At 67.2% G+C, this 23,366-nt stretch carries 22 protein-coding genes, 1 tRNA gene and 1 pseudogene; 16 read left to right on the forward strand and 8 right to left on the reverse strand.

Annotated elements, in window-relative coordinates:
* The first annotated feature begins 81 nt into the window (after window positions 1-81).
* The 4 genes from PA01_04810 to maiA all read left to right on the forward strand — a co-directional run bounded on the left by PA01_04810 (window position 82) and on the right by maiA (window position 3,828).
* Window positions 82-1,119 carry a cupin domain-containing protein gene (locus PA01_04810; GenBank protein KON81030.1) on the forward strand — a complete coding sequence of 346 codons (1,038 nt, stop codon included), beginning with the start codon at window positions 82-84 and terminating at the stop codon, window positions 1,117-1,119.
* Window positions 1,120-1,144: 25 nt separating this feature from the next.
* Complete coding sequence (locus PA01_04815; protein ID KON81031.1) at window positions 1,145-1,855, forward strand: fumarylacetoacetate hydrolase family protein; 711 nt, start codon at window positions 1,145-1,147, stop codon at window positions 1,853-1,855.
* A 102-nt stretch (window positions 1,856-1,957) separates the two neighbouring features.
* On the forward strand, window positions 1,958-3,154 hold the full coding sequence (locus PA01_04820; GenBank protein ID KON81032.1) for a 3-hydroxybenzoate 6-monooxygenase: 1,197 nt from the start codon (window positions 1,958-1,960) through the stop codon (window positions 3,152-3,154).
* Between the two features lie 11 nt (window positions 3,155-3,165).
* On the forward strand, window positions 3,166-3,828 hold the full coding sequence (maiA, locus tag PA01_04825; protein KON81033.1) for a maleylacetoacetate isomerase: 663 nt from the start codon (window positions 3,166-3,168) through the stop codon (window positions 3,826-3,828).
* 95 nt (window positions 3,829-3,923) lie between these two features.
* Here the strand turns inward: maiA and PA01_04830 are convergent, their stop codons facing one another.
* The gene (locus PA01_04830; GenBank protein KON81034.1) at window positions 3,924-4,769 is read right to left on the reverse strand and encodes a LysR substrate-binding domain-containing protein; all 846 of its coding nucleotides are present in this window, start codon (window positions 4,767-4,769) and stop codon (window positions 3,924-3,926) included.
* A gap of 100 nt (window positions 4,770-4,869) precedes the next feature.
* Here PA01_04830 and PA01_04835 point away from each other — a divergent pair, with 100 nt between their 5' ends.
* The gene (locus PA01_04835) at window positions 4,870-6,078 is read left to right on the forward strand and encodes a YbfB/YjiJ family MFS transporter (GenBank protein KON81035.1); all 1,209 of its coding nucleotides are present in this window, start codon (window positions 4,870-4,872) and stop codon (window positions 6,076-6,078) included.
* Between the two features lie 51 nt (window positions 6,079-6,129).
* Here the strand turns inward: PA01_04835 and PA01_04840 are convergent, their stop codons facing one another.
* From PA01_04840 to ftsY, 5 genes are all read right to left on the reverse strand, one after another.
* On the reverse strand, window positions 6,130-6,738 hold the full coding sequence (locus PA01_04840) for a hypothetical protein (protein ID KON81036.1): 609 nt from the start codon (window positions 6,736-6,738) through the stop codon (window positions 6,130-6,132).
* 335 nt (window positions 6,739-7,073) lie between these two features.
* On the reverse strand, window positions 7,074-8,204 hold the full coding sequence (locus PA01_04845; GenBank protein KON81037.1) for a radical SAM protein: 1,131 nt from the start codon (window positions 8,202-8,204) through the stop codon (window positions 7,074-7,076).
* A 74-nt stretch (window positions 8,205-8,278) separates the two neighbouring features.
* A complete protein-coding gene (gene ftsX, locus PA01_04850; GenBank protein ID KON81038.1) occupies window positions 8,279-9,181 on the reverse strand; it encodes a permease-like cell division protein FtsX in 903 nt (300 codons plus the stop codon).
* Window positions 9,178-9,840: an ATP-binding cassette domain-containing protein gene (locus tag PA01_04855; GenBank protein KON81039.1), complete on the reverse strand. Its 663-nt coding sequence runs from the start codon at window positions 9,838-9,840 to the stop codon at window positions 9,178-9,180. The genes ftsX and PA01_04855 overlap by 4 nt, the downstream gene beginning before the upstream one ends.
* A complete protein-coding gene (gene ftsY, locus PA01_04860; GenBank protein ID KON81040.1) occupies window positions 9,837-10,997 on the reverse strand; it encodes a signal recognition particle-docking protein FtsY in 1,161 nt (386 codons plus the stop codon). The genes PA01_04855 and ftsY overlap by 4 nt, the downstream gene beginning before the upstream one ends.
* 140 nt (window positions 10,998-11,137) lie before the next feature.
* Between ftsY and PA01_04865 the strand changes: the two genes are divergently transcribed.
* The 5 genes from PA01_04865 to PA01_04885 are packed head-to-tail and all read left to right on the forward strand — an operon-like array spanning window position 11,138 to window position 15,188.
* The gene (locus PA01_04865; protein KON82310.1) at window positions 11,138-12,511 is read left to right on the forward strand and encodes an insulinase family protein; all 1,374 of its coding nucleotides are present in this window, start codon (window positions 11,138-11,140) and stop codon (window positions 12,509-12,511) included.
* A 1-nt stretch (window position 12,512) separates the two neighbouring features.
* Window positions 12,513-13,895, forward strand: coding sequence for an insulinase family protein (locus PA01_04870; GenBank protein KON82311.2), 1,383 nt, complete (start codon window positions 12,513-12,515; stop codon window positions 13,893-13,895).
* Complete coding sequence (gene rsmD, locus PA01_04875) at window positions 13,892-14,431, forward strand: 16S rRNA (guanine(966)-N(2))-methyltransferase RsmD (GenBank protein ID KON81041.1); 540 nt, start codon at window positions 13,892-13,894, stop codon at window positions 14,429-14,431. Before PA01_04870 ends, rsmD begins: the two co-directional genes overlap by 4 nt.
* A complete protein-coding gene (gene coaD, locus PA01_04880; GenBank protein KON81042.1) occupies window positions 14,428-14,919 on the forward strand; it encodes a pantetheine-phosphate adenylyltransferase in 492 nt (163 codons plus the stop codon). The genes rsmD and coaD overlap by 4 nt, the downstream gene beginning before the upstream one ends.
* 14 nt (window positions 14,920-14,933) lie before the next feature.
* Window positions 14,934-15,188: a YfhL family 4Fe-4S dicluster ferredoxin gene (locus tag PA01_04885; protein ID KON81043.1), complete on the forward strand. Its 255-nt coding sequence runs from the start codon at window positions 14,934-14,936 to the stop codon at window positions 15,186-15,188.
* A gap of 76 nt (window positions 15,189-15,264) precedes the next feature.
* Here PA01_04885 and PA01_04890 read toward each other — a convergent pair.
* A pseudogene (locus tag PA01_04890) lies at window positions 15,265-17,240 on the reverse strand (dynamin family protein).
* A 153-nt stretch (window positions 17,241-17,393) separates the two neighbouring features.
* Window positions 17,394-18,209, reverse strand: a complete 816-nt coding sequence (mutM, locus tag PA01_04895) for a bifunctional DNA-formamidopyrimidine glycosylase/DNA-(apurinic or apyrimidinic site) lyase (GenBank protein KON82312.1) — start codon at window positions 18,207-18,209, stop codon at window positions 17,394-17,396.
* Between the two features lie 194 nt (window positions 18,210-18,403).
* Between mutM and PA01_04900 the strand changes: the two genes are divergently transcribed.
* The 6 genes from PA01_04900 to PA01_04925 all read left to right on the forward strand — a co-directional run bounded on the left by PA01_04900 (window position 18,404) and on the right by PA01_04925 (window position 23,353).
* Entirely contained in the window at window positions 18,404-20,125 is a 1,722-nt protein-coding gene (locus PA01_04900; GenBank protein KON81044.1) for a tetratricopeptide repeat protein, read from the forward strand.
* 32 nt (window positions 20,126-20,157) lie between these two features.
* Window positions 20,158-20,709, forward strand: coding sequence for a lipoprotein insertase outer membrane protein LolB (lolB, locus tag PA01_04905; GenBank protein ID KON81045.2), 552 nt, complete (start codon window positions 20,158-20,160; stop codon window positions 20,707-20,709).
* Window positions 20,691-21,545: a 4-(cytidine 5'-diphospho)-2-C-methyl-D-erythritol kinase gene (gene ispE, locus PA01_04910; protein ID KON82313.1), complete on the forward strand. Its 855-nt coding sequence runs from the start codon at window positions 20,691-20,693 to the stop codon at window positions 21,543-21,545. The genes lolB and ispE overlap by 19 nt, the downstream gene beginning before the upstream one ends.
* A gap of 19 nt (window positions 21,546-21,564) precedes the next feature.
* Window positions 21,565-21,641 (forward strand) — tRNA-Gln (locus PA01_04915).
* A 76-nt stretch (window positions 21,642-21,717) separates the two neighbouring features.
* Entirely contained in the window at window positions 21,718-22,668 is a 951-nt protein-coding gene (locus PA01_04920) for a ribose-phosphate pyrophosphokinase (GenBank protein ID KON81046.1), read from the forward strand.
* 79 nt (window positions 22,669-22,747) lie between these two features.
* Window positions 22,748-23,353 carry a 50S ribosomal protein L25/general stress protein Ctc gene (locus PA01_04925; protein KON81047.1) on the forward strand — a complete coding sequence of 202 codons (606 nt, stop codon included), beginning with the start codon at window positions 22,748-22,750 and terminating at the stop codon, window positions 23,351-23,353.
* Window positions 23,354-23,366: the final 13 nt, after the last annotated feature.

A 23,366-nucleotide genomic window follows, 5' to 3' on the forward strand; every position in this document is an offset into this window, starting at 1 on the left:
ATTTCGCCCATCGATAACAATTTTATTGATCTAGATCAAAAGAATTGATCGAAAATCAATACCCAAAGGAGGAGTGCAGTCATGTCGGAACTCGGAACTCTTGAAGATCTGCCGGCCGATTACCGGCAGGCGCTGGCCGCTCAGAACCTCGTGCCGCTGTGGCCCAGCCTGCGCGCGGTGCTGCCGCACGGCCAGCCCGGCCCGCGCACCCGCGCGACGATGTGGTCGTACGAGAGCCTGCGGCCGCTGCTGATGCAGGCCGGCGAGCTGACGCCGATCGAGAAGGCCGAGCGCCGCGTCCTCGTGCTCGCGAACCCCGGGCACGGCCTCGAGAAGATGCAGGCGAGTTCGAGCATGTACCTCGGCATGCAGTTGCTGCTGCCGGGCGAATGGGCACCCGCGCACCGGCACACGCCGAACGCGGTGCGCATGATCGTCGAAGGGACCGGCGCCTACACGACGGTCAATGGCGAAAAATGCCCGATGCAGCGCGGCGACCTGATCCTCACTCCGACCGGGCTGTGGCACGAGCACGGCCATGACGGCGACGAAGCGGTCGTGTGGCTCGACGTGCTCGACTTGCCGCTGGTCTACTACATGGAAGCGTCGTACGCCGTCGAAGGCGAGAAGCAGGACGTCGCCCGCGGCCAGCGCGACCGCGAATACCTGCGCGGCGGCATCGTGCCGAGCCCGGTGTTCACGCGCGACACGTCGGCCTATCCGATGCTGCGCTACCCGTGGGCCGACGTGCGCGCGGCGCTCGAAGCGCTCGCCGCCGACCGTCCCGGCATCGAAGGAGTGCAGGTCGCCTACGTGAGCCCCGAAGACGGCAGCGACTGTCAGAATATCCTCGGTTTCTCGGCGCTGATGCTGCGGCCGGGCGAGACGCTCGCGCTGCCGGTGCGCTCGCCGGCGATGGTGTTCCACGTCATCGAAGGCGGCACAATGGTTTCGAGCGATGACGCCCGGTTCGCGCTTGCCGAAGCGGATACCTGCTGCGTACCCGGCTTTGCGCGCGTAACGTTGAAGAACCGCTCGGCGACCGAACCCGCGTTCATCTTCATCGCCGACGAGTCCCCGCTGCACCGCAAGCTCGGACTCTACGAAGTCCGCCCCTGATTCGCCTGCCACTGGAGAGATCACGATGAGCCAAGCCGAATACGTTTTCACCCCGCCGCCGGTCCGCTCGCTGCCGGTGCGCGGCAGCAATGCGCGGTTCCCGATCAACCGCCTGTTCTTCGTCGGCCGCAACTATTACTCGCACTCGGTCGAGATGGGGAATCCGGTGGACAAGGCGACTTCGCGGCCGTTCTATTTCACCAAGGCGCCTTCGACGCTTACCGAATCCGGCGCGACCGTCGCGTATCCCCCCGGGACAAAGAACTTTCACTACGAGATGGAGCTCGTCGTCGCGATCGGCGCCCCGGGTTTTCGCGTCGCTGAAGCCGATGCCGAAAAGCTCATCTACGGCTACGCTTGCGGCCTCGACATGACGCGCCGCGACCTGCAGCTCGTCGCGCGTGAAGCCGGCCGGCCGTGGGATCTGGGCAAGGACGTCGAGCAGTCGTCCGTCGCGTCCGAGATCGTGCCGAAAGGCGAACTCGGCGTCGTGTCGCAGGGCGCGCTGACTCTCGCCGTCAATGGCCAGATGAAGCAGTCGTCGAACGTGTCGCTGCTGATCTGGAGCATCCCCGAGATCATCGCCGACCTGTCGCAGTTCTATCACCTGCAGCCGGGCGACCTGATCTACACCGGCACGCCCGAAGGCGTCGGCGCCGTCAATCCGGGCGACCGGCTCACCGGGCGGATCGACGGCATCGGCGAGATCAACCTCGTGATCGGCCAGCCGGAGTAAGACAAAGAGAGACACCAGAGAACTGCTTCCGACCGCGAACAGCCGGGCCGGAACCCGCGGACCGCAGAGAACGGTTCGCGCATCGACACAGAGGAGACGGACATGAGCGAGACACTTCCCGTAATCGTCACCGGCGGCGGCATTGGCGGCCTGGCCGCGGCACTGGCGCTCGTGCGCCAGGGGTTTTCGGTCAAGGTGCTGGAGCGGGCGGCCGAGATCGGCGAAATCGGCGCCGGCATCCAGCTCGGCCCGAACGCTTTCCACGCGTTCGACGCGCTCGGCGTCGGCGACAAGGCGCGCGCCCGCGCGGTCTATACCGACGAGATGGTGATGCACGACGCGCTCGACGAGAGCCTCGTCGGCCGCATCCCGACCGCGGAAGCGTTCCGCAAGCGCTTCGGCAACCCTTATGCGGTCATTCATCGCGTCGATGTGCACCTGTCGCTGCTCGAAGGCGCGCAGGAAACCGGCCGCGTCGAGTTTCTGACGTCGACCCGCGCCGAGCGCGTCGAGCAGGACGAGCACGGCGTGACCGTGTTCGACCAGCACGGCAGCGCGCACCGCGGCATCGCGCTGATCGGCGCCGACGGCGTCAAGTCCGCGGTGCGCGCGCAGTACGTCAATGACCCGCCGCGCGTCACCGGCCACGTCGTCTACCGCGCCGTGATCGACAAGAAGGATTTCCCCGAAAACCTGCAGTGGAACGCCGCGAGCATCTGGGTCGGCCCGAACTGCCATCTCGTGCATTACCCGTTGCGGGGCGGCGAGCAGTACAACGTCGTCGTGACGTTCCACAGCCGCCAGCAGGAAGAATGGGGCGTCACCGAAGGCAGCCGCGAAGAGGTGCAGAGCTACTTCCACGGCATCTGCCCGAAAGCGCGCCAGCTGATCGACCTGCCGAAGAGCTGGAAGCGCTGGGCGACCGCCGACCGCGAACCGATCGGCCAGTGGTCGTTCGGCCGCGTCACGCTGTTGGGCGATGCGGCGCACCCGACGACGCAATACATGGCCCAAGGCGCCTGCATGGCGCTCGAAGACGCCGTGACGCTCGGCGAAGCGCTGCGCGTGCATGACAACGACTTCGTCAAGGCTTTCGACCTGTACCAGCGTTCGCGCGTCGCCCGCACCGCGCGCATCGTGCTGTCGTCGCGCGAGATGGGTCGCATCTACCACGCCAAGGGCGTCGAGCGCCTCGTCAGGAACGACCTTTGGAAAGGCCGCACGCCGGAGCGCTTCTACGACGCGATGGAGTGGCTGTACGGCTGGAACGTCGATAACTGCCTCGCCGCGGCAGCATGAGGGAGCGAGCGATGCAGCTCTACAACTTCTTCCGCAGCGGCACTTCGCACCGTCTGCGCATCGCGCTGAACCTCAAAGGCATCGACTACGAGTACGTCGCGGTCGACCTGCGCAGCGAGGAACACCTCGGCGCCGCGTTCAAAGCGGTGAATCCGCAGGCGCTGGTGCCGGCACTCGTGTCGGAGTCCACTGAGGGCGACCTGACGCTGATCCAGTCGCCGGCGATCATCGAGTGGCTCGAGGAACGCTACCCGACGCCGGCGCTGCTGCCCGCCAGCGCAGAGGATCGCGCCCGCGTGCGCGCACTGGCGGCGATCGTCGGCTGCGACATCCACCCGATCAACAACCGCCGCATCCTGGAATACCTCCGGAAGACCTTCGGCTGCGACGAGGCCGCAGTGCTCGCATGGTGCGGCACGTGGATCAAGGCCGGTTTCGACGCGCTCGAAGCGCTACTCGCGGCCGACAAGTCGCGCGGGGAGTTCTGCTTCGGCAATACCCCGACGATCGCCGACGTCTATCTGATCCCGCAGGTGGAGAGCGCGCGGCGATTCAACGTCGATCTGTCACCGTACCCGAACCTTCTCGCGGTCGACACGGCGTGCGGGCAGCTCGACGCATTCTGTCGCGCTGCGCCGGCAAAACAACCCGACGCGCCGCCGTCGACAGCCTGAGCGCCCGAGCCGTACAGGTCGTAGATGCGCACGCGACCGCTGCCGGCGCCTGACTCGCCGCTTCCCGGTGCCTCGCCGGAACCCGGCGACGCTTATCACGCGCCGGTCGTCACCGCGTCGGCAAGCGTCTTCAATGCCGCTATCGGCCGCGCGTCGCGCAGGCGGACCATCCCTGTCGGCACGCGGCCGACGTCCGGGGGCAACGCCTCGACGACCAGTTCGGCGGCAAGTGGTGAGCGCTCGACGACGCGCCGCGGCATCAGCGTCCAGCCCAGCCCGACCGACACGCAGCCGAGGATTCCTTCGAGCGTGCCGAACTCCATCACGTCGGCGCACGCCTGCCCGCTCGCGCGCTGCCAGGCAAGCGCTCGGGCGCGGTACGCGCAGCCTTCACGGAAAATGATCAGCGGCAGCGCTTGCGGGCCCGCGCCGTCGGCACACACTTGCACGAGTTCTTCGATGACAAGCTCGTCGAACTGAAGATCGGGGTGCTTCACCGGCCCGGCAACGAACGCGCAGTCGAGCTTGTGGTCGAGCACCTTCTCGGTCAGCGCGGCACTGGTGTCCGCCTGCACCCGCAACTCGAGCCCCGGATGCGCAGCGCGCACGGCCTTCAGCCCCGCGGGCAGGTGCAGCGCGGCGAAAGTCTCCATCGTGCCGATGCGCAGTTCCCCTGCGCTCTCGCCGACCTGCCGCATCGCTGCGGTCGTCTGGCGTTCGAGCAGCAGCATCCGGCGCGCGTATTCGAGCAGCACCCGCCCGGACGGCGCGAGCTCAACCCCGCGCCCCTTGCGGAAAAAGAGTTCCGTTCCGAGCTCTTCCTCGAGCCGACGGATCCGGCTCGTGACGTTCGACTGCACGGTGTTGAGCTTGCGCGACGCAGCGAGGATGCCGCCCTCTTCGACGACGGTCTGGAAAGTCCGCAGCGCGACAAGTTCCATCACCCATCTCCAAAACAGAATTTTTCGTTCAGAACAAATCGTTTGTTTCGATAGATTATCCTGTCTATCGTGTCTGATCGGAAGAACCGACGAGCCTCTGATGAACGAACAGAAAGAACGCATCAAGATTTTGAGCGCAGGCATCTTCAGCCTGATTCTCGTGCTCGGTGTCGCGCGCTTCGCGTATACCCCGCTGCTGCCGCTGATGCAGCAGCAGGCCGGGCTCGGGATTGCCGAGGCCGGCTGGCTGGCGGCGGTCAACTACGCCGGCTATCTCTCCGGCGCGGTGCTCGCGGCGATGATCAGCGACCTCGTGCTCAAGGACCGCCTGTACCGAATCGGGATGGTCGTCGCAGTCCTGAGCACCGCGATGATGGGCCTGACGACCGACTCCACGGTCTGGGCGGTGTCGCGCTTCATCGCCGGCCTGAGCAGCGCCGCGGGCATGCTGTTCGGCACCGGGCTGATCCTCAACTGGCTGATCCGTCACAACCACCGCAGCGAACTCGGCATCCACTTCGCCGGAATCGGCCTCGGCATCGCCGGCTGCGCGGCAGCGGTCGCGCTGATGAGCTCGTGGCTCGACTGGCGCGAACAGTGGTTCGCGTTCACAGCGTTCGGCTGCGTGCTGCTGGTGCCGGCGCTGCGCTGGCTGCCGCCGCCCGATCGCAGCGCGGTGACGAAAACCGGCGAAGTCATGGCCGACCGGCCGCCGACGCCGCTGTTCATGCGCCTTTTCCTGATCGCGTACTTCTGCGCGGGGATCGGCTACGTCGTCAGCGCGACTTTCATCGTCGCGATCGTCGACCAGTTGCCGGGACTCGCCGGGCGCGGCACGCTGGTGTTCCTCGCGATCGGCGTCGCCGCGGCACCGGCCTGCATCGTCTGGGATTTCGTCGCGCGCCGCACCGGCGACCTCAATGCGCTGATCCTCGCGGCAGTGCTGCAGATCGGCGGCATCCTGCTGCCGCTCGCCGGCGGCCTCGCCGCGGCGCTCGCCGGCGCGCTGCTGTTCGGCGGCACGTTCATCGGCATGGTCAGCCTCGTGCTGACGATGGCCGGTCGCTACTACCCGACGCGCCCGGCGAAAATGATGGGCAAGATGACGATCTCGTACGGCATCGCGCAGATCGTGGCCCCCGCGCTGACCGGCTGGCTCGCAGCGTCACTCGGCGGTTACGCGGCCGGCCTGTATCTCGCCGCCGCGGCGATGGTCGTCGGCGTCGTGCTGCTGCTGGTGCTGAAAGCGGTCGAACGGCGCGAAACGCTCGCCGTCACGCCGCCTCCCGAACGCTGCGCGCAGGGTTGAGCGGTACCGGCGCGCGGGTCGCGCCGGCCGAGCCGGCATCGATGAGCTTCATCAGTTCCGGGCCACGGACGATGCATGCGACGACGACTCCCGCCCTCCGCCGACCGCTTGCGACCGCCACGCCCTGAAGCGGGCCTCGGCCTCGTCGAAGAGCGACCTGACCCGCACGACATCCCACGGTTGCTCGGCGAGCGTCTCGTGATCCCATTGGCTGCGCGGCTCGGGCGGAGCGAAGAAATCGCCGCCGTAGACATGGATCGCGCAGGTCATCTTGCCGATCGGATTGAGCACGGAGTGGATCGCCTCGCGCTCGAGCACTGTGACGTCGCCCGCCCCCAGCGATCGCGCACCCACCGCCTCGATGCTGCCTGCGGTCCGTTGCCAGAAGACGTTGTCTTCCCGGCCCGCGTAGATGCCGACAACCGAAAACATTCGATGGTTGTGCGGCATCAGGCTCATGTATGGCGCCCACACGAAATGGAGGACGGTCAGATCCTTCGATCGATACAGCGGCTCGATACCGGCGTGGGCCGGTTCACCGAGGCGGGATCTGATCGCGCTGCCGGACGACACCGCCTCGGCCACCAGTTCGCGGATCGCCCCCTCCCCTTCGGCGACCGCGCCGATGCAGTCCTGGATGAAACGCTCCTTCTCGAACATGCTGCTGCTCCTTGCTCGAGCTCGTATCGGCAAGCGACGGGGGGTCACCTGCCTACCTACGGCTCGCGCGCATCCGGCTTGTCCCGCGCTTCGGCGCACTTCCGGCACCGCGCCGGGAGCGGAGTCGGCGCGCCTTGCGCCGCCGTCTGATCTTTTATAGGCCATCCCGCAGAGGCGCACAAAGCCGCGACGGGGGCGGAGATCCGCCGCGAAGCTCCGAGACGCGCTGACTCCAATCCGCGCGGGAGCCGGCGCGGAAAGCGGCGGACCGATCTGCGCGACGCCGGCAAAATCGGCCCACGAGGTGACCTGTCGGCGTCATGGCATCACTCGCCTCACGGCATCACTTCGACGTAGTCGTAGATCTCGCAGTCCGTGATCTCGCGCCGCACCGCAAGCGGCGCGTTCGCGAACCACGCGTGCGGGTCGTGCCGATCGACTTCGCGGCCCATGAACTTCACCAGCTCGCAGATCGGCTCGACGACCTGCTCGCGGTACGGCGCGTCGTCGAGCACGTAGCCGACGTAGAGGTTTTTCATGCAGTTGCGGCGGCAGAACGACAGCGCTTCGCACGCTTCGCACGGCATCGCCGGGGTCGGCTGCAGCGGGCTCGGCTTTAGCCAGTTCGCGACGAGGTCGCCCTGCTGCATTTCCGGGCGGTGCGTCAGGTCCGGGCACGGGAAGATGCGCCCGTCCGGCAGGATGTTGAGGATATGCGTCGAGGCGCGGCATTGCGACAGTCCGCTGCACGCTTCGCGGGCGCGCGACGGCAGCACCTTGTTGCGCACCGTGCCCATCAGCGGAATGAACGGGTACAGCGCGGGGGACGCGAAGAATTTGTCGATCAGCAGCGAGAGCGCTTCTTTCTTGGCTGGCATCGCTTCGGCGTCGTAGAAGCCTTCGGCCTGCGTGAACTGCCAATACACGTAGTCGAAAGCCGGCAGCAGGCTGTCGAGTTCGTCGAAGCTGATGTCGGGGTGTCCCCAGGTCACGCGCGCAGTCAGCTTGCCGCCGAGCTTCGGGCGGATCTTTTCGATGTTCGCCGTCACCTTGCGATACACGCCGCGGCCGCGGTAATGGTCGGTGGTGTGCTCGGCGCCGTCGACCGACACCAGCACGTTCGACAGCTTCGCCAGGACCGCATCCGGCAGCCGGTGCAGCAGCGTGCCGTTCGTCTGCAGCTGGAAGCGGAACGTCGGATGACGCTCCATCAACGCGGCCATGAACGGGATGTTCAGCGTCGGCTCGCCGCCGTAGAACGTGACGTAGATCTCCTTGTCGGCGAGATGCGTCGCGATGAAAGTGTCGAGCGTGTCGAGTGAATACGCGACCTTGCCTTGCGAGCCGAGCACGTCGCCGACGGCAATCGAGCAGTACGAGCACTTCAGGTTGCAGGCGAGCGTCGTGAAGATGTTGAGTTCGACGCGGTTGCCGACGATCGGCCGGCGCAGTTCGGGTGCGTTCATGATTTTGTCGTGCGTGAGCTGGAAGAAATGATTCCGCGGCGGGCGCGGATTATAGCGGCCCGCCGCGGCGAGTCTTACGTCAGGCGTTCGGCTAGATGACGGCGTACCGAGATCGCGCTGCCGAGCCAGCCGAGGAACGCGGCGAAGCCGAGGATCGCCGCGCTCTCGTGCAGTCCCGGCCCGCTCAGCGTGAACACCGCGCCGTAAGTCTCGGCGAGACTTGCGACCGGTCCGCGCAGCGCCTGCACGGTCGCCCACACCGTCGCCAGCGCGACGCCGCCGCCGAGCAGGCCCTGCAAAGTGCCGAACCAGTAGAACGGGCGGCGGATGAACGGATCGGTCGCGCCGAGCAGGCGACTGACGTCGATCTCGTGGCGCTGCGTGAGAATCTGCAGCCGGATCGTGTTGAACGTGACGATGACGAGCGCGAAGCCGAGCAGTCCGGCGAGCAGCAGCACCGCGGACTGCCCGAGCCCGAGCAGCGCATGCAGGCGCTTGACCCATGCCGAATCGAGCTGCACGTGGGCGACGCCCGGCCACGCGGCAAAGCGTGCATGGAGCCGCTCGTACGCCGCCGGATCGTCGCTGGCCGGCGTGACGATGAACGCGTCGGGCAGCGGGTTCGACGTCAGGCCGCCGAGCACGTCGCCGAGGCCGCTGTGCTCGAGTTGCCGCAGCGCTTCATCCTTGGGCACATGCCGGAAGCCGGCGAGCTCGCCGTCGGCGCGCAGCCGCTTGTCGGTCGCGTCGATGTCGGCGTCCGACGCGTCCTGCGCCATGAACACGCTGATTTCGGGCGTCCCGGAGACGCCGCGCGCGAGGGACGCGACGTTGTCGAGGAGCAGGTAGCCGGCCGCCGGCAGCGACAGCGCGATGCCGACGACGAGCGCCGACAGCAGCGTCCCCAGCGGTTGCGCGACGAGGCGACGCAGCGCCAGCGCGAACGCGCGCAGATGCAGCGAGAACCAGCTGATCATGCCGCGGCCTCGATCAGCAGGCCTTTGCCGAGCACGATCCGGCGCGGCTGGTGCCTGGCGAACAGGCGGTCGTCGTGGGTCGACACCAGCACCGTCACCCCCGCAGCGTTGAACGACTTGAACAGGGTCGCGATCTCGGCGGCGTAGGCGGTGTCGAGGTGCGCGGTGGGCTCGTCGGCGATCAGGATCGACGGCCGGTTGACGATCGCTCGCGCGATCGCGACCCGCTGCTGCTCGCCGCCGGACAGCCCGGCGGGCATTTCGCGCTCGCGCCCTGCGAGGCCGACGCGATCGAGCGCCGCGGCGACGCGCTTTGCGGCATCACGCGGCGGATGGCCGGTGATCACCAGCGGCAGCATCACGTTGTCGAACACGTTGCGGTCGTACAGCAGCCGGCTCTCCTGCAGCATCAGCCCGAGGTTGCGGCGCAGATACGGAATCGCGCGCCGCCGCAGGCCCGACACGTCCTGGCCGCTGATGCGCACGGTGCCGGAGCTCGGGCGCTCGATCGCGGCGATCAGTTTCAGCAGCGTGCTCTTGCCCGCGCCGGAGTGCCCTGACAGCACCGCGAGTTGGCCGGCCGGGATCTCGAAGCTCACCCCGGCGAGCGCCGTGTAGCCGCCGGGATAACGCTTCACGACCTCGTCGAAAACGATCATGCCGCGCTGCCGGCTCCGTTGGTGTCGAACAGCGCGTCGACGAACTCGCGCGCCTTGAACGGCTGCAGATCGTCGATTCCTTCGCCGACGCCGATGAAGCGCAGCGGCCGCGGGTACTGGCGTGCGATCGCGGCGACGACGCCCCCTTTCGCGGTGCCGTCGAGCTTCGTGACGACGAGACCGGTGACACCGATCGCGCTGTCGAAAGCCTTCACCTGCGCGAGCGCGTTCTGGCCGATGTTGGCGTCGAGAACGAGCAGCACTTCGTGCGGCCCGCTCGGCGAAGCTTTCGCGATGACCCGTTTGACTTTCGCGATCTCGTCCATCAGGTGCAGCTGCGTCGGCAGCCGGCCCGCCGTGTCGGCGAGCACGACATCGATGCGGCGCGCCTTGGCCGCGTTGATCGCATCGAAGATCACCGCCGCCGAGTCACCGCCATCCTGCGCGATCACCGTGACGTTGTTGCGCCGACCCCACGTCATCAGCTGCTCGCGCGCCGCGGCGCGGAACGTATCGCCGGCGGCAAGCAGCACGCTCCGCCCCTGCGCCTGGAAATATTTCGCGAGCTTGCCGATCGAGGTCGTCTTGCCCGAGCCATTCACGCCGGCGATCATGATGATGTACGGGCTGTGGGCGGACACGTCGAGCGGTTCCTCGAGCGGCAGCAGGATTGCGTGCAGCTCGTCGGCAAGCGCCTTCTGCAGCTGGTCGGCAGTCTCGAGCCGGTCGCGCTTCCAGCGCTTGCGCAGTTCGCCGAGCAGGTGCTGCGTCGCCTCGACGCCGCAGTCGGCCATCAGCAGCGTCGCTTCGAGCTCCTCGAGCAGCTCCTCGTCGATCTTGCGCCGGCCGAACAGGCTCGCGAGCCCGCCGCCAAGCTGCTGGCGGGTGCGGCTGAGTCCCGCCTTGAGCCGCTCCGACCACGAACGTTTCGCGCCCGGCTTCGCGGTCTCCGCGCCAAGCGGGACGGAAGTTTCGAAAGGAGCTTCAGCGGAAGCTTCAAAATCGGGAGCGACGTCGGCAGGCGGGGCCGACGGCGCCGCTTCGGCGATCGGTTCGGCCGGATCGTGCGCGGGCTGCGCGGCCGGGAGCTCGTCCGGCTGCGTCTTGTCTTCCACCGCATCGGGCTTCGCGGGCTTTTTTCTCAGGAAACCAAACATGGGTATTCGGGTCTGTTGTGACGTTTGAACTTCGGCGGCGCCGAAGTCCCAATAACGCTAAGATGCGGCTCCACGTTCGAGCGGTGCCGGGTTTCGTCCGGGCCGCGAGCCGCGAATTCTACCAGATGCAGGACATCTCCATGTTTCGCCAGAACTTTCCCCGCATCGCCCTGCTTGCCGCCGCGCTGCTCGCCGCGGCCGGCCCGCTTCAGGCGAATCCGTTCGAGACGACCCTCGACAACGGCATGCAAGTCATCGTCAAGGAAGACCGCCGCGCCCCGTCGGTCGTTCATATGGTGTGGTACGACGTCGGCGCGATGGACGAACCGGCAGGCGTCTCGGGCATCGCGCATCTGCTCGAACACATGATGTTCAAAGGCACGGAAAAAGTCGGCCCGGGCGAGTTCAACAAGCGCGTCGCCGCGGTCGGAGGGCGCGACAACGCGTTCACGTCGCGCGACTACACGGCCTATTTCCAGCAGATCCCGCCGGCCGAGTTGGGCGACATGATGATGCTCGAAGCCGACCGGATGGCGAACCTGAAGATCACCGAACCACTGTTCGCGCCGGAGCTCGACGTCGTGCGCGAAGAGCGGCGCCTGCGCACCGAAGACGAGCCGCGCGCGCTGGTGCATGAGCAGCTGATGGCCACGACGTTCCAGGCCCACCCGTATGGCCGTCCGGTGATCGGCTGGATGACCGACCTCGCCTCGATGACGGCCGAGGACGCGCGCAGCTGGCACCGGAACTGGTACGCGCCGAACAACGCGCGCCTCGTCGTCGTCGGCGACGTCGACCACCAGGCGGTGTTCGACCTCGCCCGCCGCTACTACGGCGCGGTGGCTGCGCGCGACCTACCGAAGCGCCGCATCACGCCCGAACCGGAGCAGCTCGGCCCGCGCCAGAGCGTCGTCAGGGCGCCTGCCGAACTGCCGTACGTCGCGCTGGCATGGCGCGCGCCGACGCTGCGCGATCCGGCGAACGACCGCGACGTGTATGCACTGCAGGTGCTCGCGGCGGTGCTCGACGGCTATGACGGTGCGCGCCTGCCGCGCCGGCTGGTGCGCGAGACGCGCGTCGCGGTGTCGGTCGGTGCCGGCTACGACGGCACGGCACGCGGCCCGTCGCTGTTCACGCTCGACGCCGCTCCTGCCGCGGGCAAGACCGTAACCGACGTCGCGGCGGCGCTGCGCGACGAGATCGCGCGCATCCAGAACGAAGGGATCGCCGAGGACGAGCTCGAGCGGGTCAAGACGCAGACGATCGCCGGCGAAGTCTACAAGCGCGATTCCCTGATGGGGCAGGCGATGGAGATCGGCTTCCTCGAGGCGAGCGGCCTGTCGTGGCGCGACGAGGCGGCGCTGCTCGAAGGCGTGCGGCGCGTCACCGCCGCGGAGGTCCAGGCAGTCGCGCGCAAATATTTCACCGACACCACGCTGACCCGGGCACAGCTCGACCCGCTGCCCGTTCCTGCCGGACAGCCTCGCCCCGCGGCGCCGGCGACGAGGCATTAGCATGAATCCGACCACCCTGATCCGGAAGATCGTCCCGGTCCGCGCGACGCTGCTCGCGCTGTTGGCCTTCGCAAGCTTCGGCACGGCGATCGCCGGCCCGGACATCCAGCACTGGACCGCTCCGACCGGCGCCCGCGTGTTTTTCGTAGAAAGCCATGCACTGCCGCTCGTCGACGTGCAGGTGACGTTCGCTGCCGGTGGCGCGCTCGACCCGGCCGGCGCGGCCGGCGTCGCGAGCCTGACGCGCAGCCTGCTCGATGCGGGCACGGAAAGCCTCGACGAACAGCAGATCGCCGAACGGATCGCCGACACCGGCGCGCACATCAGCGGCGGCACCGACAAGGACATGGCGGCCCTGTCGGTGCGCACGCTGTCGAGCGAGCCCGAGCGCGAAGCGGCGATCGGGCTCGCCGCCCGGCTGCTCGCGAAGCCGACATTCCCGGCGCAGATCCTCGAACGCGAGCGTGCCCGCAGCATCGCCGGCCTGCGCGACGCGCTGACGCGTCCCGACACGCTCGCCGCGCGCAGCTTCACGCGCGCGATCTACGGCGACCACCCCTATGGCCAGCTCGTCACCGTCGAATCGCTGCAGCGGATCACGCGCGATCAGATCGAAGCGTTTCATCAGGCGCACTACACCGCACTCGCGGCCAGCGTCGCGATCGTCGGCGACGTCAGCCGCGACCAGGCCGAACGGATCGCGGTCCGCCTCACCGAAACGCTGCCCGCCGGGACGCCGCCCGCCCCGCTGTCCCCGCCGCAGCTTCCGCCCCGCCTGGTCGAACATATCGAACACCCGTCTGCGCAGGCCCACATCCTCATGGGAATGCCGGGGATCTCGCGCGACGACCCGGACTATTTCCCGCTGGTCGTCGGCAACTACGTACTCGGCGGAGGTGGTTTCGTGTCGCGACTGACGAAGGAAGTGCGCGAAAAACGCGGCTTCGCGTACAGCGTCTTCAGCTCGTTCCAGCCGCTGCGCGTCGCCGGACCGTTCGAAATCGGCCTGCAGACGCGCGGCAGCCAGGCCAGGGAGGCGCGGCAGGTGACGCAGGCGGTGCTCGACGAATTCGTCGCCGCCGGCCCGACCGCCGACGAACTGCAAGCGGCCAAGGACAACTTCATCAACGGCTTCGGGCTGCGGCTCGACTCGAACCGCAAGATCCTCGACTACGTGTCGATGATCGGCTTCTACGGTCTGCCGCTGGACTGGCTCGACACTTATCCGGAGCGCGTCGCCGCAGTCACCGTCGAGGCCGTACGCGACGCGTTCTCGCGCCGCATTCGCGACGAGCACCTCGTGACGGTGGTCGCCGGCGGTGACGGCGACGTGGTCGCCAACGGTGAACGTGTCCCGGCGGCCAGGGCGGAACCTTCCAATTGAGCCGGGTACGCATCGTCGGCGGCGCGTGGCGCTCGCGCCTCATCGACGTCGCGAAAGTCCCCGGATTGCGGCCGACTCCCGACCGCGTGCGCGAGACGCTGTTCAACTGGCTCGGCCAGGACCTCACCGGCCTCAGCTGCCTCGACCTCTTCGGCGGCTCCGGCATCCTCGGCCTCGAGGCGGCGTCGCGGGGCGCCTCGCGCGTGACCATCGTCGAGCACGACGCCCGCGCGTTTGCCGCATTGCGACAGGCGATCCGGGGGCTGCACGCCGAGCAGGTGGAGGTGATCCGCGGCGATGCGGTAAGATTCGCGCAAACGGCGTCGGAACGCTTCGACGTGGTCTTCCTCGATCCACCCTACAATCAAGGCTGGCTTGAGCGGTTGGAACCCTGGCTCGACCGGGTTCTGAAGCCGGACGGCTGGCTCTATGCGGAGTCGGAAACGCCGGTAGGCGGACTTGGCGCCTGGCGGACGACGAAGCAGGGTCGCGCCGGCCAGGTCCATTTCCATCTCTTGCAAGGGAGGCAAGAATGAAGGAAGGGGTCGCGATTTATCCGGGGACGTTCGATCCGTTCACGCGGGGCCACGAGGATCTGGTGCGGCGCGCGTCGCTGCTGTTCAACACCGTCGTCGTCGCGGTCGCCGAGAGCCACGGGAAGGCGCCGATCTTCACGCTCGCCGAACGCGTCGAGATCGCGCGCGAGGTGCTGGCGCCGTTTCCGAACGTCGAAGTCACCGGCTTCGACGGGCTGCTGATGGATTTCCTGCGGCAGCGCGACGCGCGGCTGATCCTGCGCGGGCTGCGCGCGGTGTCGGACTTCGAGTACGAATTCCAGATGGCCGGGATGAACCGAAAGCTGTTTCCCGACGTCGAAACGGTGTTCCTGACGCCGGCCGAAGAATACATGTTCATTTCGGCGACGATGGTGCGTGAAATCGCCCGCCTGGGCGGTGATGTCAGCAAGTTCGTGCAGCCTGCCGTGAATCAGCGGCTGCTGCAGAAAGTGTCTTTGAAGCGATAGCGAGGAAGTAGAAGATGGCTCTGATGATTACGGACGAATGCATCAACTGCGATGTGTGCGAACCGGAGTGTCCCAATGGCGCGATCTACCAGGGGGATGAGATTTACGAGATCGATCCGGACAAATGCACCGAGTGCGTCGGCCATTTCGACGAACCGCAGTGTCAGCAGGTCTGTCCGGTCGACTGCATCCCACTGAACCCGGATGTGGTCGAAACGAAGGAACAGCTGATGGAGAAATTCGTTCGCCTGACCACCCAGAAGGTCTGAGCGGACTCTCCGCGCTGCGGAGATCGGACAGCGAAGCGCATCCTGCGGGGGTGCGCTTTTTTTTCCGAACTGGCGTTTATGCGGCGCACGGCACCGGCGCCGCGGAGCGGGCAGAGGCCGCCAATACCGAGGCGCCGAGCACCGCGTGGATCGCTCGCTCGAGTCCGGCCAGTTCGTCGAGCTGCGCGAGCATCGCGAGCTCGGCCTGTTCGAGCTCGGCGATCCGCTCTTCGAGCGTGTCGGTTGCCTGGTGGATGCGCTTGACGCTTTCGAGCCGGCGCTTGAGCTGGAACTGGTATTCCCGCACCTGCGTCTCGAGCGGCGACATCACCGCGCGCAGCCAGCGCTCGACGTCCCGGTTCGCGACTTCGAACGTGCGCCGCGCCTGCACCGCAACCGTTTCGAAGAAGCGTTGCGTCAGCGTGTGCTTTTCGGTCGTCACGAGCGTCAACGCGGTGTTGATCTGGCGATTGAACGCCGCTTCGAGCCGTTCGAGTTCGCGCTCGTAGCGCAACGTCGAGAACGCTTCGGGCGCGGCGAGCTTCAGTCCGTGCTCGACGCTGAAACGCTTGTACATGCTGTCGAGCATGCGCGTGATCTCGGCGATCTCGCCCGCCGATCGCGCGAGGCTGCCCCGCAGGTTTTCGAAGAACCCTTCCATCGCCGCGCTCAGGCCTTTCGAAAACGTGGATTCGAGCATCGCTTCGCGAGTACGGCGCGTCTCGTCACGCAACATGTCCATGCCCAAGTGGGCGAGCAGGTTGTTCGTCAGGTTCGAGAACACGCTGCGCACCGCGTAGTACTTCTGCAGCCCTTCCTCGAACTCGGTCTTTTCCGCGCGGATCTTGCGCATCATGTACTCGATGACGCTCTGGTTCTTGCCGCGCAGGTCGGTGAGCTCGTGCAATTGCTCGCGCAGCCCGGAAAGCCGTGCGCCGAGGAGTTCACGCGCCTGCCGGATCAGGTCGCCGGTTTCGCCGAGCGCACCGTCGCGGACGATTTCCTGCTTCGTCGGCAGCAGCTCCTCGCTGAGCGCGCGCTCGAGCGCGCCGAGGCGACTGCGCTCGAGCAGCGCTTCGTCATGGTGGATGCGCGCGACCAGCCCTTTCTGCGCGGAGACCGGGAAGACGCTTTCCGCCGGCACGTCCAGCACTTCCGCGACCGAGCGCAGCTGCCGGTCGATTTCCGCGTCGATGCGAGCCTCGTCGCGCAGGCCGTCCCACAGGCCGTCGATCTTGTTCAGCACGACGAGCCCCCCCTCCTCCCTCCGCCCGGGCCGCCGCGCACGTATTCGCGCCACACCGCGAGGTCGCTGTGCGTGACCCCGGTGTCGGCGGCGAGGACGAACAGCACCGCATGCGCATTGGGCAGCAGCGACAGCGTCAGTTCGGGCTCTGCACCGATCGCGTTGAGCCCGGGCGTATCGAGCACGACCAGCCCCTGTTCGAGCAGCGGGTGCGGAAACTCGACCACGACGTGGCGCCAGCTCGGGATTTCGACGAGGCCGTCGGGGCCGGCCTTGAGCCCTTCCGCGCTGTCCGGATCAACCTCGAAGCCCAGCTGCCGCGCCTCGGCGGGCGACACCCGCTCGGTGTCGCCGACCCGCGAGAATCCCTGCTGCAAATTGCCCAGCGAGCCGACGTCGAGCGGCAGCACGAGCCATTCCTGCGGGAACCGCTTGAGCTCGCTGACGCTCGCATGCGTCGCCCGGGTGCGGATCGGCAGCAGACGGATCTCGGGGCACGCTTCCGCGCTCCACTGCAGCTCGGTCGGACACATCGTCGTGCGGCCGGCGCTCGAAGGCAGTACGCGGTCGCCATAGCCGGAGAAAAAGAGCGCGTTGATCAGTTCCGACTTGCCCCGCGAGAACTCGGCGACGAAAGCGACCGTCAGCTTGTCGTCGCGCAGGCGTTCGAGCACGCACTGCAGCCGCAGGTCGCCCTGCGCATCGCCGATCTCGTTGTGCGACAGCCACTGGCGCAAGCGGCCGACCGCCGACGAGGCGGCCGCCCGCCACTGGCTGTATGCCGAGAATTGGTCAACCAGGGTCATGTCGTCTCGCTCGCGCGCGGGGGGTTCACCGCGCAGAAATTACACACGGCGTCAGCATAACCTCGATTCGCTCACCATCCAATTCGGGACCCGCGCGATCTGATGAGCGTATTGCGCCGGCCTCGCCAGTGCGCAGAGTTTTCCCGGGAGAGCTCAGCGACGCTGGCAGTGCGGGCAGAAAAAAGTCGAGCGCTGGCCGAGCACGACCCGACGAACCGGCGTGGCGCACACCCGGCACGCCTGGCCTTCGCGCCCGTACACGAAGTACTGCTGCTGGAAGTACCCGGCGCGCCCGTCCCCGCCGACGAAGTCGCGCAACGTGCTGCCGCCGGCGTCGATCGCCGCGAGCAGCGTTTCGCGTACCGACGCGACAAGACGGGCGAGGCGCCGCGGCCCCATCGCGCCGGCCGGTTCGAGCGGATGGATGCGGGCGCGAAACAGGCTCTCGGAGGCGTAGATGTTGCCGACCCCAACGACACGATGCGCATCCATCAGCGTCTGCTTGATCGGCAGCCGCACTCCTCGCGTCACTTCATGCAGCCACGCGCCGGTAAAACCGCTCTCCAGCGGCTCGCGTCCGAGCGACGCGAGCAGCGGGTGGGACAAGCCGTCGCCCGGCTGCCACAGCACGAGGCCGAACCGGCGCGGATCGCGCAGCCGCAGCGCCTCGGCGCCGAACACCAGGTCGACGTGATCGTGCACGCCCGCGGGCTCGTCAGCCGACACCATCCTGAGGCTGCCCGACATGCCGAGATGCACGAGCAGGCTGCCGTGCGGAAAATCCAGCAGCAGATATTTCGCGCGGCGCCGCACGCCCTGCAATCCCTCGCCGACGAGCGTCTGCGCGAGATCCGCGGGCACCGGCTGGCGCAGCCGCGGATTGCGCACTTCGAGCGCCGTCACGGTCCGCCCGGCGACGCACGGACGAATGCCGCGGCACGTGATTTCCACCTCCGGCAATTCCGGCATCGGCAATCCTTCTTCGAATTCCTCGCACAAGCGGCGTGCTTGCTCATGCGACGTGAAACTGCATAACATGGGGCGAACGGAATCGTTTCCGACCCTTCTAATCCACGACCACCTCGTTGGCGGACCCCAGCATACAGCCGGATACGGCAGCTTGCAGCGTCCGCGGCTTCACGGAATCCCCTTCGGGCATCAACATGAATCGTACTGCTTCCCTGCTCACTGCCGGCCTCGGGCTGGCGATCGCGCTTGCGTTCCCCGCATTCGCGCAGACGATCGACATCGCCGCCGAACCCGCCTCGACGGAGGCGCCCGAGGTTGCGGAGCAGCCGCTGACCGCGCAGATGCTATACACCTTCCTGCTGGCCGAGATCGCCGGGGCCCGTGGCGAAATCGGTGTCTCGGTGCAAGCCTACCTCGATCTGGCGCAACGCACCCGCGACCCGCGCATCGCGCGGCGCGCAGTCGAAATCGCGCTGTTCGCGCGCGACCTGTCCGCCGCCACCGAAGCGGCCAGGATCTGGGTCGACGTCGAGCCCGAGTCCGCCGAAGCCCGGCGCGTGATGGCGGGGATTCTCTCGGGCGGCACCGGGCAGCTCGAGCAGGTGCAGATCCAGCTCGCCCGCCTGCTCGCAGAGTCGCCGGACCAGATCGAAAACCACCTGATGGGGCTCAACCGCGCGTTCGCGCGCATCAGCGACAAGCAGGCGGTGAAAGGCATCATCGACCGCCTGACCGAGCCGTACCTCGACCTCCCCGAAGCGCAGTTCGCTCGCGCACAGGCGGCGATCACCGCCGACGACGCGATCGCCTCGCTCGCCGCGATCGACCTCGCGCTCGGGCTTCGCCCGGACTGGGAGCTTGCGATCCTGTTCAAGGCGCAGCTGCTGGCGCAGTCCGATTCGCCCGACGCGGCGCTGCAGCTCATCAAGGAGCATATCGACCGTCACCCCGAGAGCCAGAACGCGCGTGTCGCCTATGCGCGCGGCCTGGTTTCGGCGCGCCGCTTCGAGGCCGCGCGCGACGAGTTCCGCCAGCTCCTCGACAACGCGCCGAACGACCGCGACCTGATGTACGCCGTCGGCCTGCTGTCGGCCCAACTCGACGATTTCGACGCCGCGGCGCCGCTGCTCGAACAGGCGCTGAACGCCGGCCATCCGGAAGCGGATGGAATCCGCCTCAATCTTGGCCAGATCGCCGAACGCCGGGAGGACAGCGAGGGCGCGATGCGCTGGTACCGCACTGTCGAGCCCGGACGCCACCATACCGACGCCCAGATCCGCATCGCAGTGCTGCTCGCGCAACAGGGGAACCTGCAGCAGGCGCGCGAACACCTGCAGTCGGTGCAGGCCGGACCCGACACGATCAAGCGGCTGCGGCTTGCCGAGGTGCAACTGCTGCGAGCCGAAGGGCGCGAAGCCGAAGCGCTCGGACTCCTCGACACTGAACTGCGCAAGACCCCCGAAGACCCGGACCTGCTCTACGAGTCGTCGATGCTCGCCGAACACCTCGGCCAGCTCGACGTCATGGAAGGGCGGCTGCGCAAGCTCATCGCGCTGCAACCCGACCACGCCCACGCCTACAACGCGCTCGGCTATTCGCTGGCCGACCGCGGACTGCGCCTCGACGAAGCCGAAGCGCTGATCGCGCGCGCGCTCGAACTGACCCCCGGCGATCCTTTCATCCTCGACAGCATGGGCTGGGTCAACTTCCGGCAGGGCGACACGGCTGCGGCGCTCGCCCATCTCGAAAAAGCCTACAGCCTGCGTCCCGACCCCGAAATCGCCGCCCACTTGGGCGAAGTGTTGTGGAGCCTGAACCGCCAGGCCGACGCGACGCGGATCTGGAACGAAGCTTTGCAGGCCCATCCCGACAGCACGGCACTGAAGAACGTCATGCAGCGTTTCGGCCAGCGATGAGCCGGCGCCTTGCAAAATTCGCGGCGATCGCGGTGTTGACAACCGCTGCGCTGTCCGGCTGCGCGATCCAGCCGCCCGCCCCGCCGGCGGCGACCGTCGCGCCGCGGCCGATCGCCTCGTCGTTCGAACTCGAAGGCCGCCTTTCGGCGACCGACGGCGAACGCGCCGCGAACGGCGGGTTGCAATGGTTTCACTCGCCGGCCGTGGACGAATGGACCGTCCTGAACCCGCTCGGGCAGATCGTCGGCCAACTCGTCACGACCGCCGAAGGCGCGCGGCTGCGTACCGCGGACGGTCGCGTCGAGCACAGTGACGACGCCGCCGCGATGCTGAACCGATTGCTCGGCGTCGCCGCACCGCTCGACGGGCTCGCCTACTGGGTGCAGGCGACGGCCCGCGCCGGCGCCCGCGTGCTCGACATCGACGATCGCGGTCGTCCGGCGCGCATCACCGACGCCGGCTGGACGATCGACTACGTCGAATATGCCGGCGCCGCGGTCGACGCGTTGCCGCGCCGGATCGATGCCCACTGGGGCGACGCCCGTATCCGGCTTATCATCGATCAATGGACACCGCTGAATTGATCCGTCTTCTCGATTGCCCGGCGCCGGCGAAGCTGAACCTCTTCCTGCATGTCATCGGGCGCCGTGCAGATGGCTATCATCTGCTGCAAACCGCGTTTCGCCTGCTCGACTGGGGCGATGCGCTGTCGTTCGAGCTGCGCAATGACGATGTCGTCACGCGCGTCACCGACCTGCCCGGCGTTTCCGCCGAGCATGACCTCGTCGTCCGGGCAGCGCGGCTGCTGCAGTCCTACACCGGGTGCCGGCGCGGCGCCGACATCCGTGTGGACAAGCGGCTGCCGATGGGCGGCGGTCTCGGCGGCGGCAGTTCGGACGCCGCGACGACGCTGATCGCGCTGAACCGCCTGTGGCGCACCGGCGTCCGCCGTGAAGAGCTTGCGGCGCTCGGGCTGCGGCTCGGCGCGGACGTCCCGTTTTTCATCTTCGGCCGCGACGCGTTCGCCGAAGGGGTCGGCGACGAACTGCACCCGCTCGACCTTCCGCCGGCCTGGTACGTCATCGTCGCGCCACCGGTCACGGTACCCACCGTGGAAATTTTTGCAGCGCAGGAGTTGACGCGGAATACCGAACCCATCAAAATTACGGACTTCGCAGCGAGCACCACTCGTAACGATCTGCAAGCGGTTGCGTGCAGTCGTTACCCCGAGATCGGTGCAGCAATCGACTGGCTGGCGCAGTTTGCGCCAGCGCGAATGACCGGTTCGGGCGCCTGCATTTTTGCGCAGGTGGCAAGCGAGGACGATGCCGAACGCATCGTCGCAAGCTGTCCGGGGTCGTACCGGGCATGGAAAGCGCGCAGCGTGATGCAGCATCCGCTTCGCAACTGGGTCGATTGAGCGGGCGAAAAGGTTTTACTGGGGAGTCGCCAAGTTGGTCAAGGCACCGGATTTTGATTCCGGCATTCGAAGGTTCGAATCCTTCTTCCCCAGCCAGTAAATTACGGGCAGGCCGCGCGCCTGCCCGTATCGTTTTTATCGCCACCATTCTATCGGCATCGGAGTTTCGGACATGGCCTACGGCAGCCTGATGGTCTTCACCGGCAACGCCAACCCCAAGCTTGCCTCGGACGTCGTGCGCAGACTGGGCATTTCGATCGGGGCGGCCACGGTGGGCCGGTTCTCCGACGGTGAAGTCAATATCGAACTGCTCGAGAACGTCCGCGGCAAGGACATCTTCGTCCTGCAACCGACCTGCTCGCCGACGAACGAGAACCTGATGGAGCTGCTGGTCCTCGTCGATGCGTTGAAGCGCGCGTCGGCCGGCCGCATCACCGCCGCGATCCCCTACTTCGGCTATGCCCGCCAGGACCGCCGTCCGCGCTCGGCACGCGTGCCGATCACCGCGAAAGTGGTCGCCAACATGCTGCAGGCCGTCGGTGTTCAGCGTCTCCTGACGATGGACCTGCACGCCGACCAGATCCAGGGTTTCTTCGACATCGCGGTCGACAACGTGTATGCGGCCCCGGTGCTGCTCGCCGACCTCGACAAGCAGAAATACGATGACCTGCTGGTCGTGTCGCCTGACGTCGGCGGCGTCGTGCGCGCCCGCGCGTTCGCCAAGCGCATGGAATGCGATCTGGCGATCATCGACAAACGCCGCCCGAAAGCGAACGTCTCCGAAGTCATGAACATCATCGGCGAAGTCAAGGATCGCACCTGCGTGATCATGGACGACATCGTCGATACCGCCGGCACGCTGTGCAAGGCCGCGACGGCGCTGAAGGAAAACGGCGCCCGCCGCGTGCTGTCGTACTGCACCCACGCGGTGCTATCCGGGTCGGCGGCGGCGCGCATCGCCGATTCCGATCTCGACGAACTGGTCGTCACCGACACCATCCCGCTGCGCGACGACGCGAAAGCCTGTTCGCGCATCCGCCAGATCTCGGTGGCCTCGCTGCTCGCCGACACCGTGCTGCGGATCAGCAACGAGGAATCGGTCAGCTCGCTGTTCATGGAATGAATCTTCGCCGCCGGCACGAACCGGCGGCCCACCCCATCCGCCTGGTCGCGGGCGGATCGTTTCAACCAGGAGTCACACAATGCAAATCCAGTTCAAGGCCACCCCGCGCGTGGAACAGGGCACGGGTGCGAGCCGCCGCCTGCGTCGCGCCGGCCAGATCCCCGGCATCATCTATGGCGCCAACGCCGACGCCCAGGCGATCACGGTCGACCACAATGAGCTCTACCACCTGCTGAAGAAGGAAGCTTTCCACGCTTCGGTGCTCGGGATCGAGCTCGAAGGCGCGAAGCAGACCGTCGTGCTGCGCGACGTCCAGTGGCATCCGTACAAGCAGCAAGTGCTGCACCTCGACTTCCAGCGCGTCGATGCGGGCCACAAACTCCACCTGAAAGTGCCGCTGCACTTCATCAACAACGACACCAACCCGGCGGTCAAGCTCGGCGGCTGCATGATCTCGCACACGATGACCGAACTCGACGTCGCGTGCCTGCCGGCGAACCTGCCTGAATTCATCGAAGTCGACCTGCAGACGCTCGAAGCCGGCCAGTCGATCCACGTCTCGCAGCTCAAGCTGCCTGAAGGCGTCGAAGTCGTCCACCACGGCGAAGGCGACCCGGTCGTCGCGACCGCGCTGACCGTCAAGGGCGGCGCCGCCGAAGCCGCCGAAGGCGAAGCCGCGGCCTGAGGCTGCGACTTCT

The sequence above is a fragment of the Azoarcus sp. PA01 genome, assembly GCA_001274695.2.
GTDB lineage: Bacteria > Pseudomonadota > Gammaproteobacteria > Burkholderiales > Rhodocyclaceae > Aromatoleum.

Coding starts and splice junctions, on each gene's coding strand:
- ftsX (KON81038.1), bottom strand. CDS start 9,181: ATGATCAGCTGGTTCTCGCTGCATCTGCGCGCGTTCGCGCTGGCGCTG.
- PA01_04920 (KON81046.1), top strand. CDS start 21,718: ATGGCCTACGGCAGCCTGATGGTCTTCACCGGCAACGCCAACCCCAAG.
- PA01_04865 (KON82310.1), top strand. CDS start 11,138: ATGTTTCGCCAGAACTTTCCCCGCATCGCCCTGCTTGCCGCCGCGCTG.
- PA01_04840 (KON81036.1), bottom strand. CDS start 6,738: ATGTTCGAGAAGGAGCGTTTCATCCAGGACTGCATCGGCGCGGTCGCC.
- PA01_04870 (KON82311.2), top strand. CDS start 12,513: ATGAATCCGACCACCCTGATCCGGAAGATCGTCCCGGTCCGCGCGACG.
- PA01_04845 (KON81037.1), bottom strand. CDS start 8,204: ATGAACGCACCCGAACTGCGCCGGCCGATCGTCGGCAACCGCGTCGAA.
- PA01_04885 (KON81043.1), top strand. CDS start 14,934: ATGGCTCTGATGATTACGGACGAATGCATCAACTGCGATGTGTGCGAA.
- PA01_04900 (KON81044.1), top strand. CDS start 18,404: ATGAATCGTACTGCTTCCCTGCTCACTGCCGGCCTCGGGCTGGCGATC.
- coaD (KON81042.1), top strand. CDS start 14,428: ATGAAGGAAGGGGTCGCGATTTATCCGGGGACGTTCGATCCGTTCACG.
- ftsY (KON81040.1), bottom strand. CDS start 10,997: ATGTTTGGTTTCCTGAGAAAAAAGCCCGCGAAGCCCGATGCGGTGGAA.
- PA01_04810 (KON81030.1), top strand. CDS start 82: ATGTCGGAACTCGGAACTCTTGAAGATCTGCCGGCCGATTACCGGCAG.
- mutM (KON82312.1), bottom strand. CDS start 18,209: ATGCCGGAATTGCCGGAGGTGGAAATCACGTGCCGCGGCATTCGTCCG.
- PA01_04855 (KON81039.1), bottom strand. CDS start 9,840: ATGATCGTTTTCGACGAGGTCGTGAAGCGTTATCCCGGCGGCTACACG.
- maiA (KON81033.1), top strand. CDS start 3,166: ATGCAGCTCTACAACTTCTTCCGCAGCGGCACTTCGCACCGTCTGCGC.
- PA01_04925 (KON81047.1), top strand. CDS start 22,748: ATGCAAATCCAGTTCAAGGCCACCCCGCGCGTGGAACAGGGCACGGGT.
- PA01_04820 (KON81032.1), top strand. CDS start 1,958: ATGAGCGAGACACTTCCCGTAATCGTCACCGGCGGCGGCATTGGCGGC.
- PA01_04815 (KON81031.1), top strand. CDS start 1,145: ATGAGCCAAGCCGAATACGTTTTCACCCCGCCGCCGGTCCGCTCGCTG.
- ispE (KON82313.1), top strand. CDS start 20,691: ATGGACACCGCTGAATTGATCCGTCTTCTCGATTGCCCGGCGCCGGCG.
- PA01_04830 (KON81034.1), bottom strand. CDS start 4,769: ATGGAACTTGTCGCGCTGCGGACTTTCCAGACCGTCGTCGAAGAGGGC.
- PA01_04835 (KON81035.1), top strand. CDS start 4,870: ATGAACGAACAGAAAGAACGCATCAAGATTTTGAGCGCAGGCATCTTC.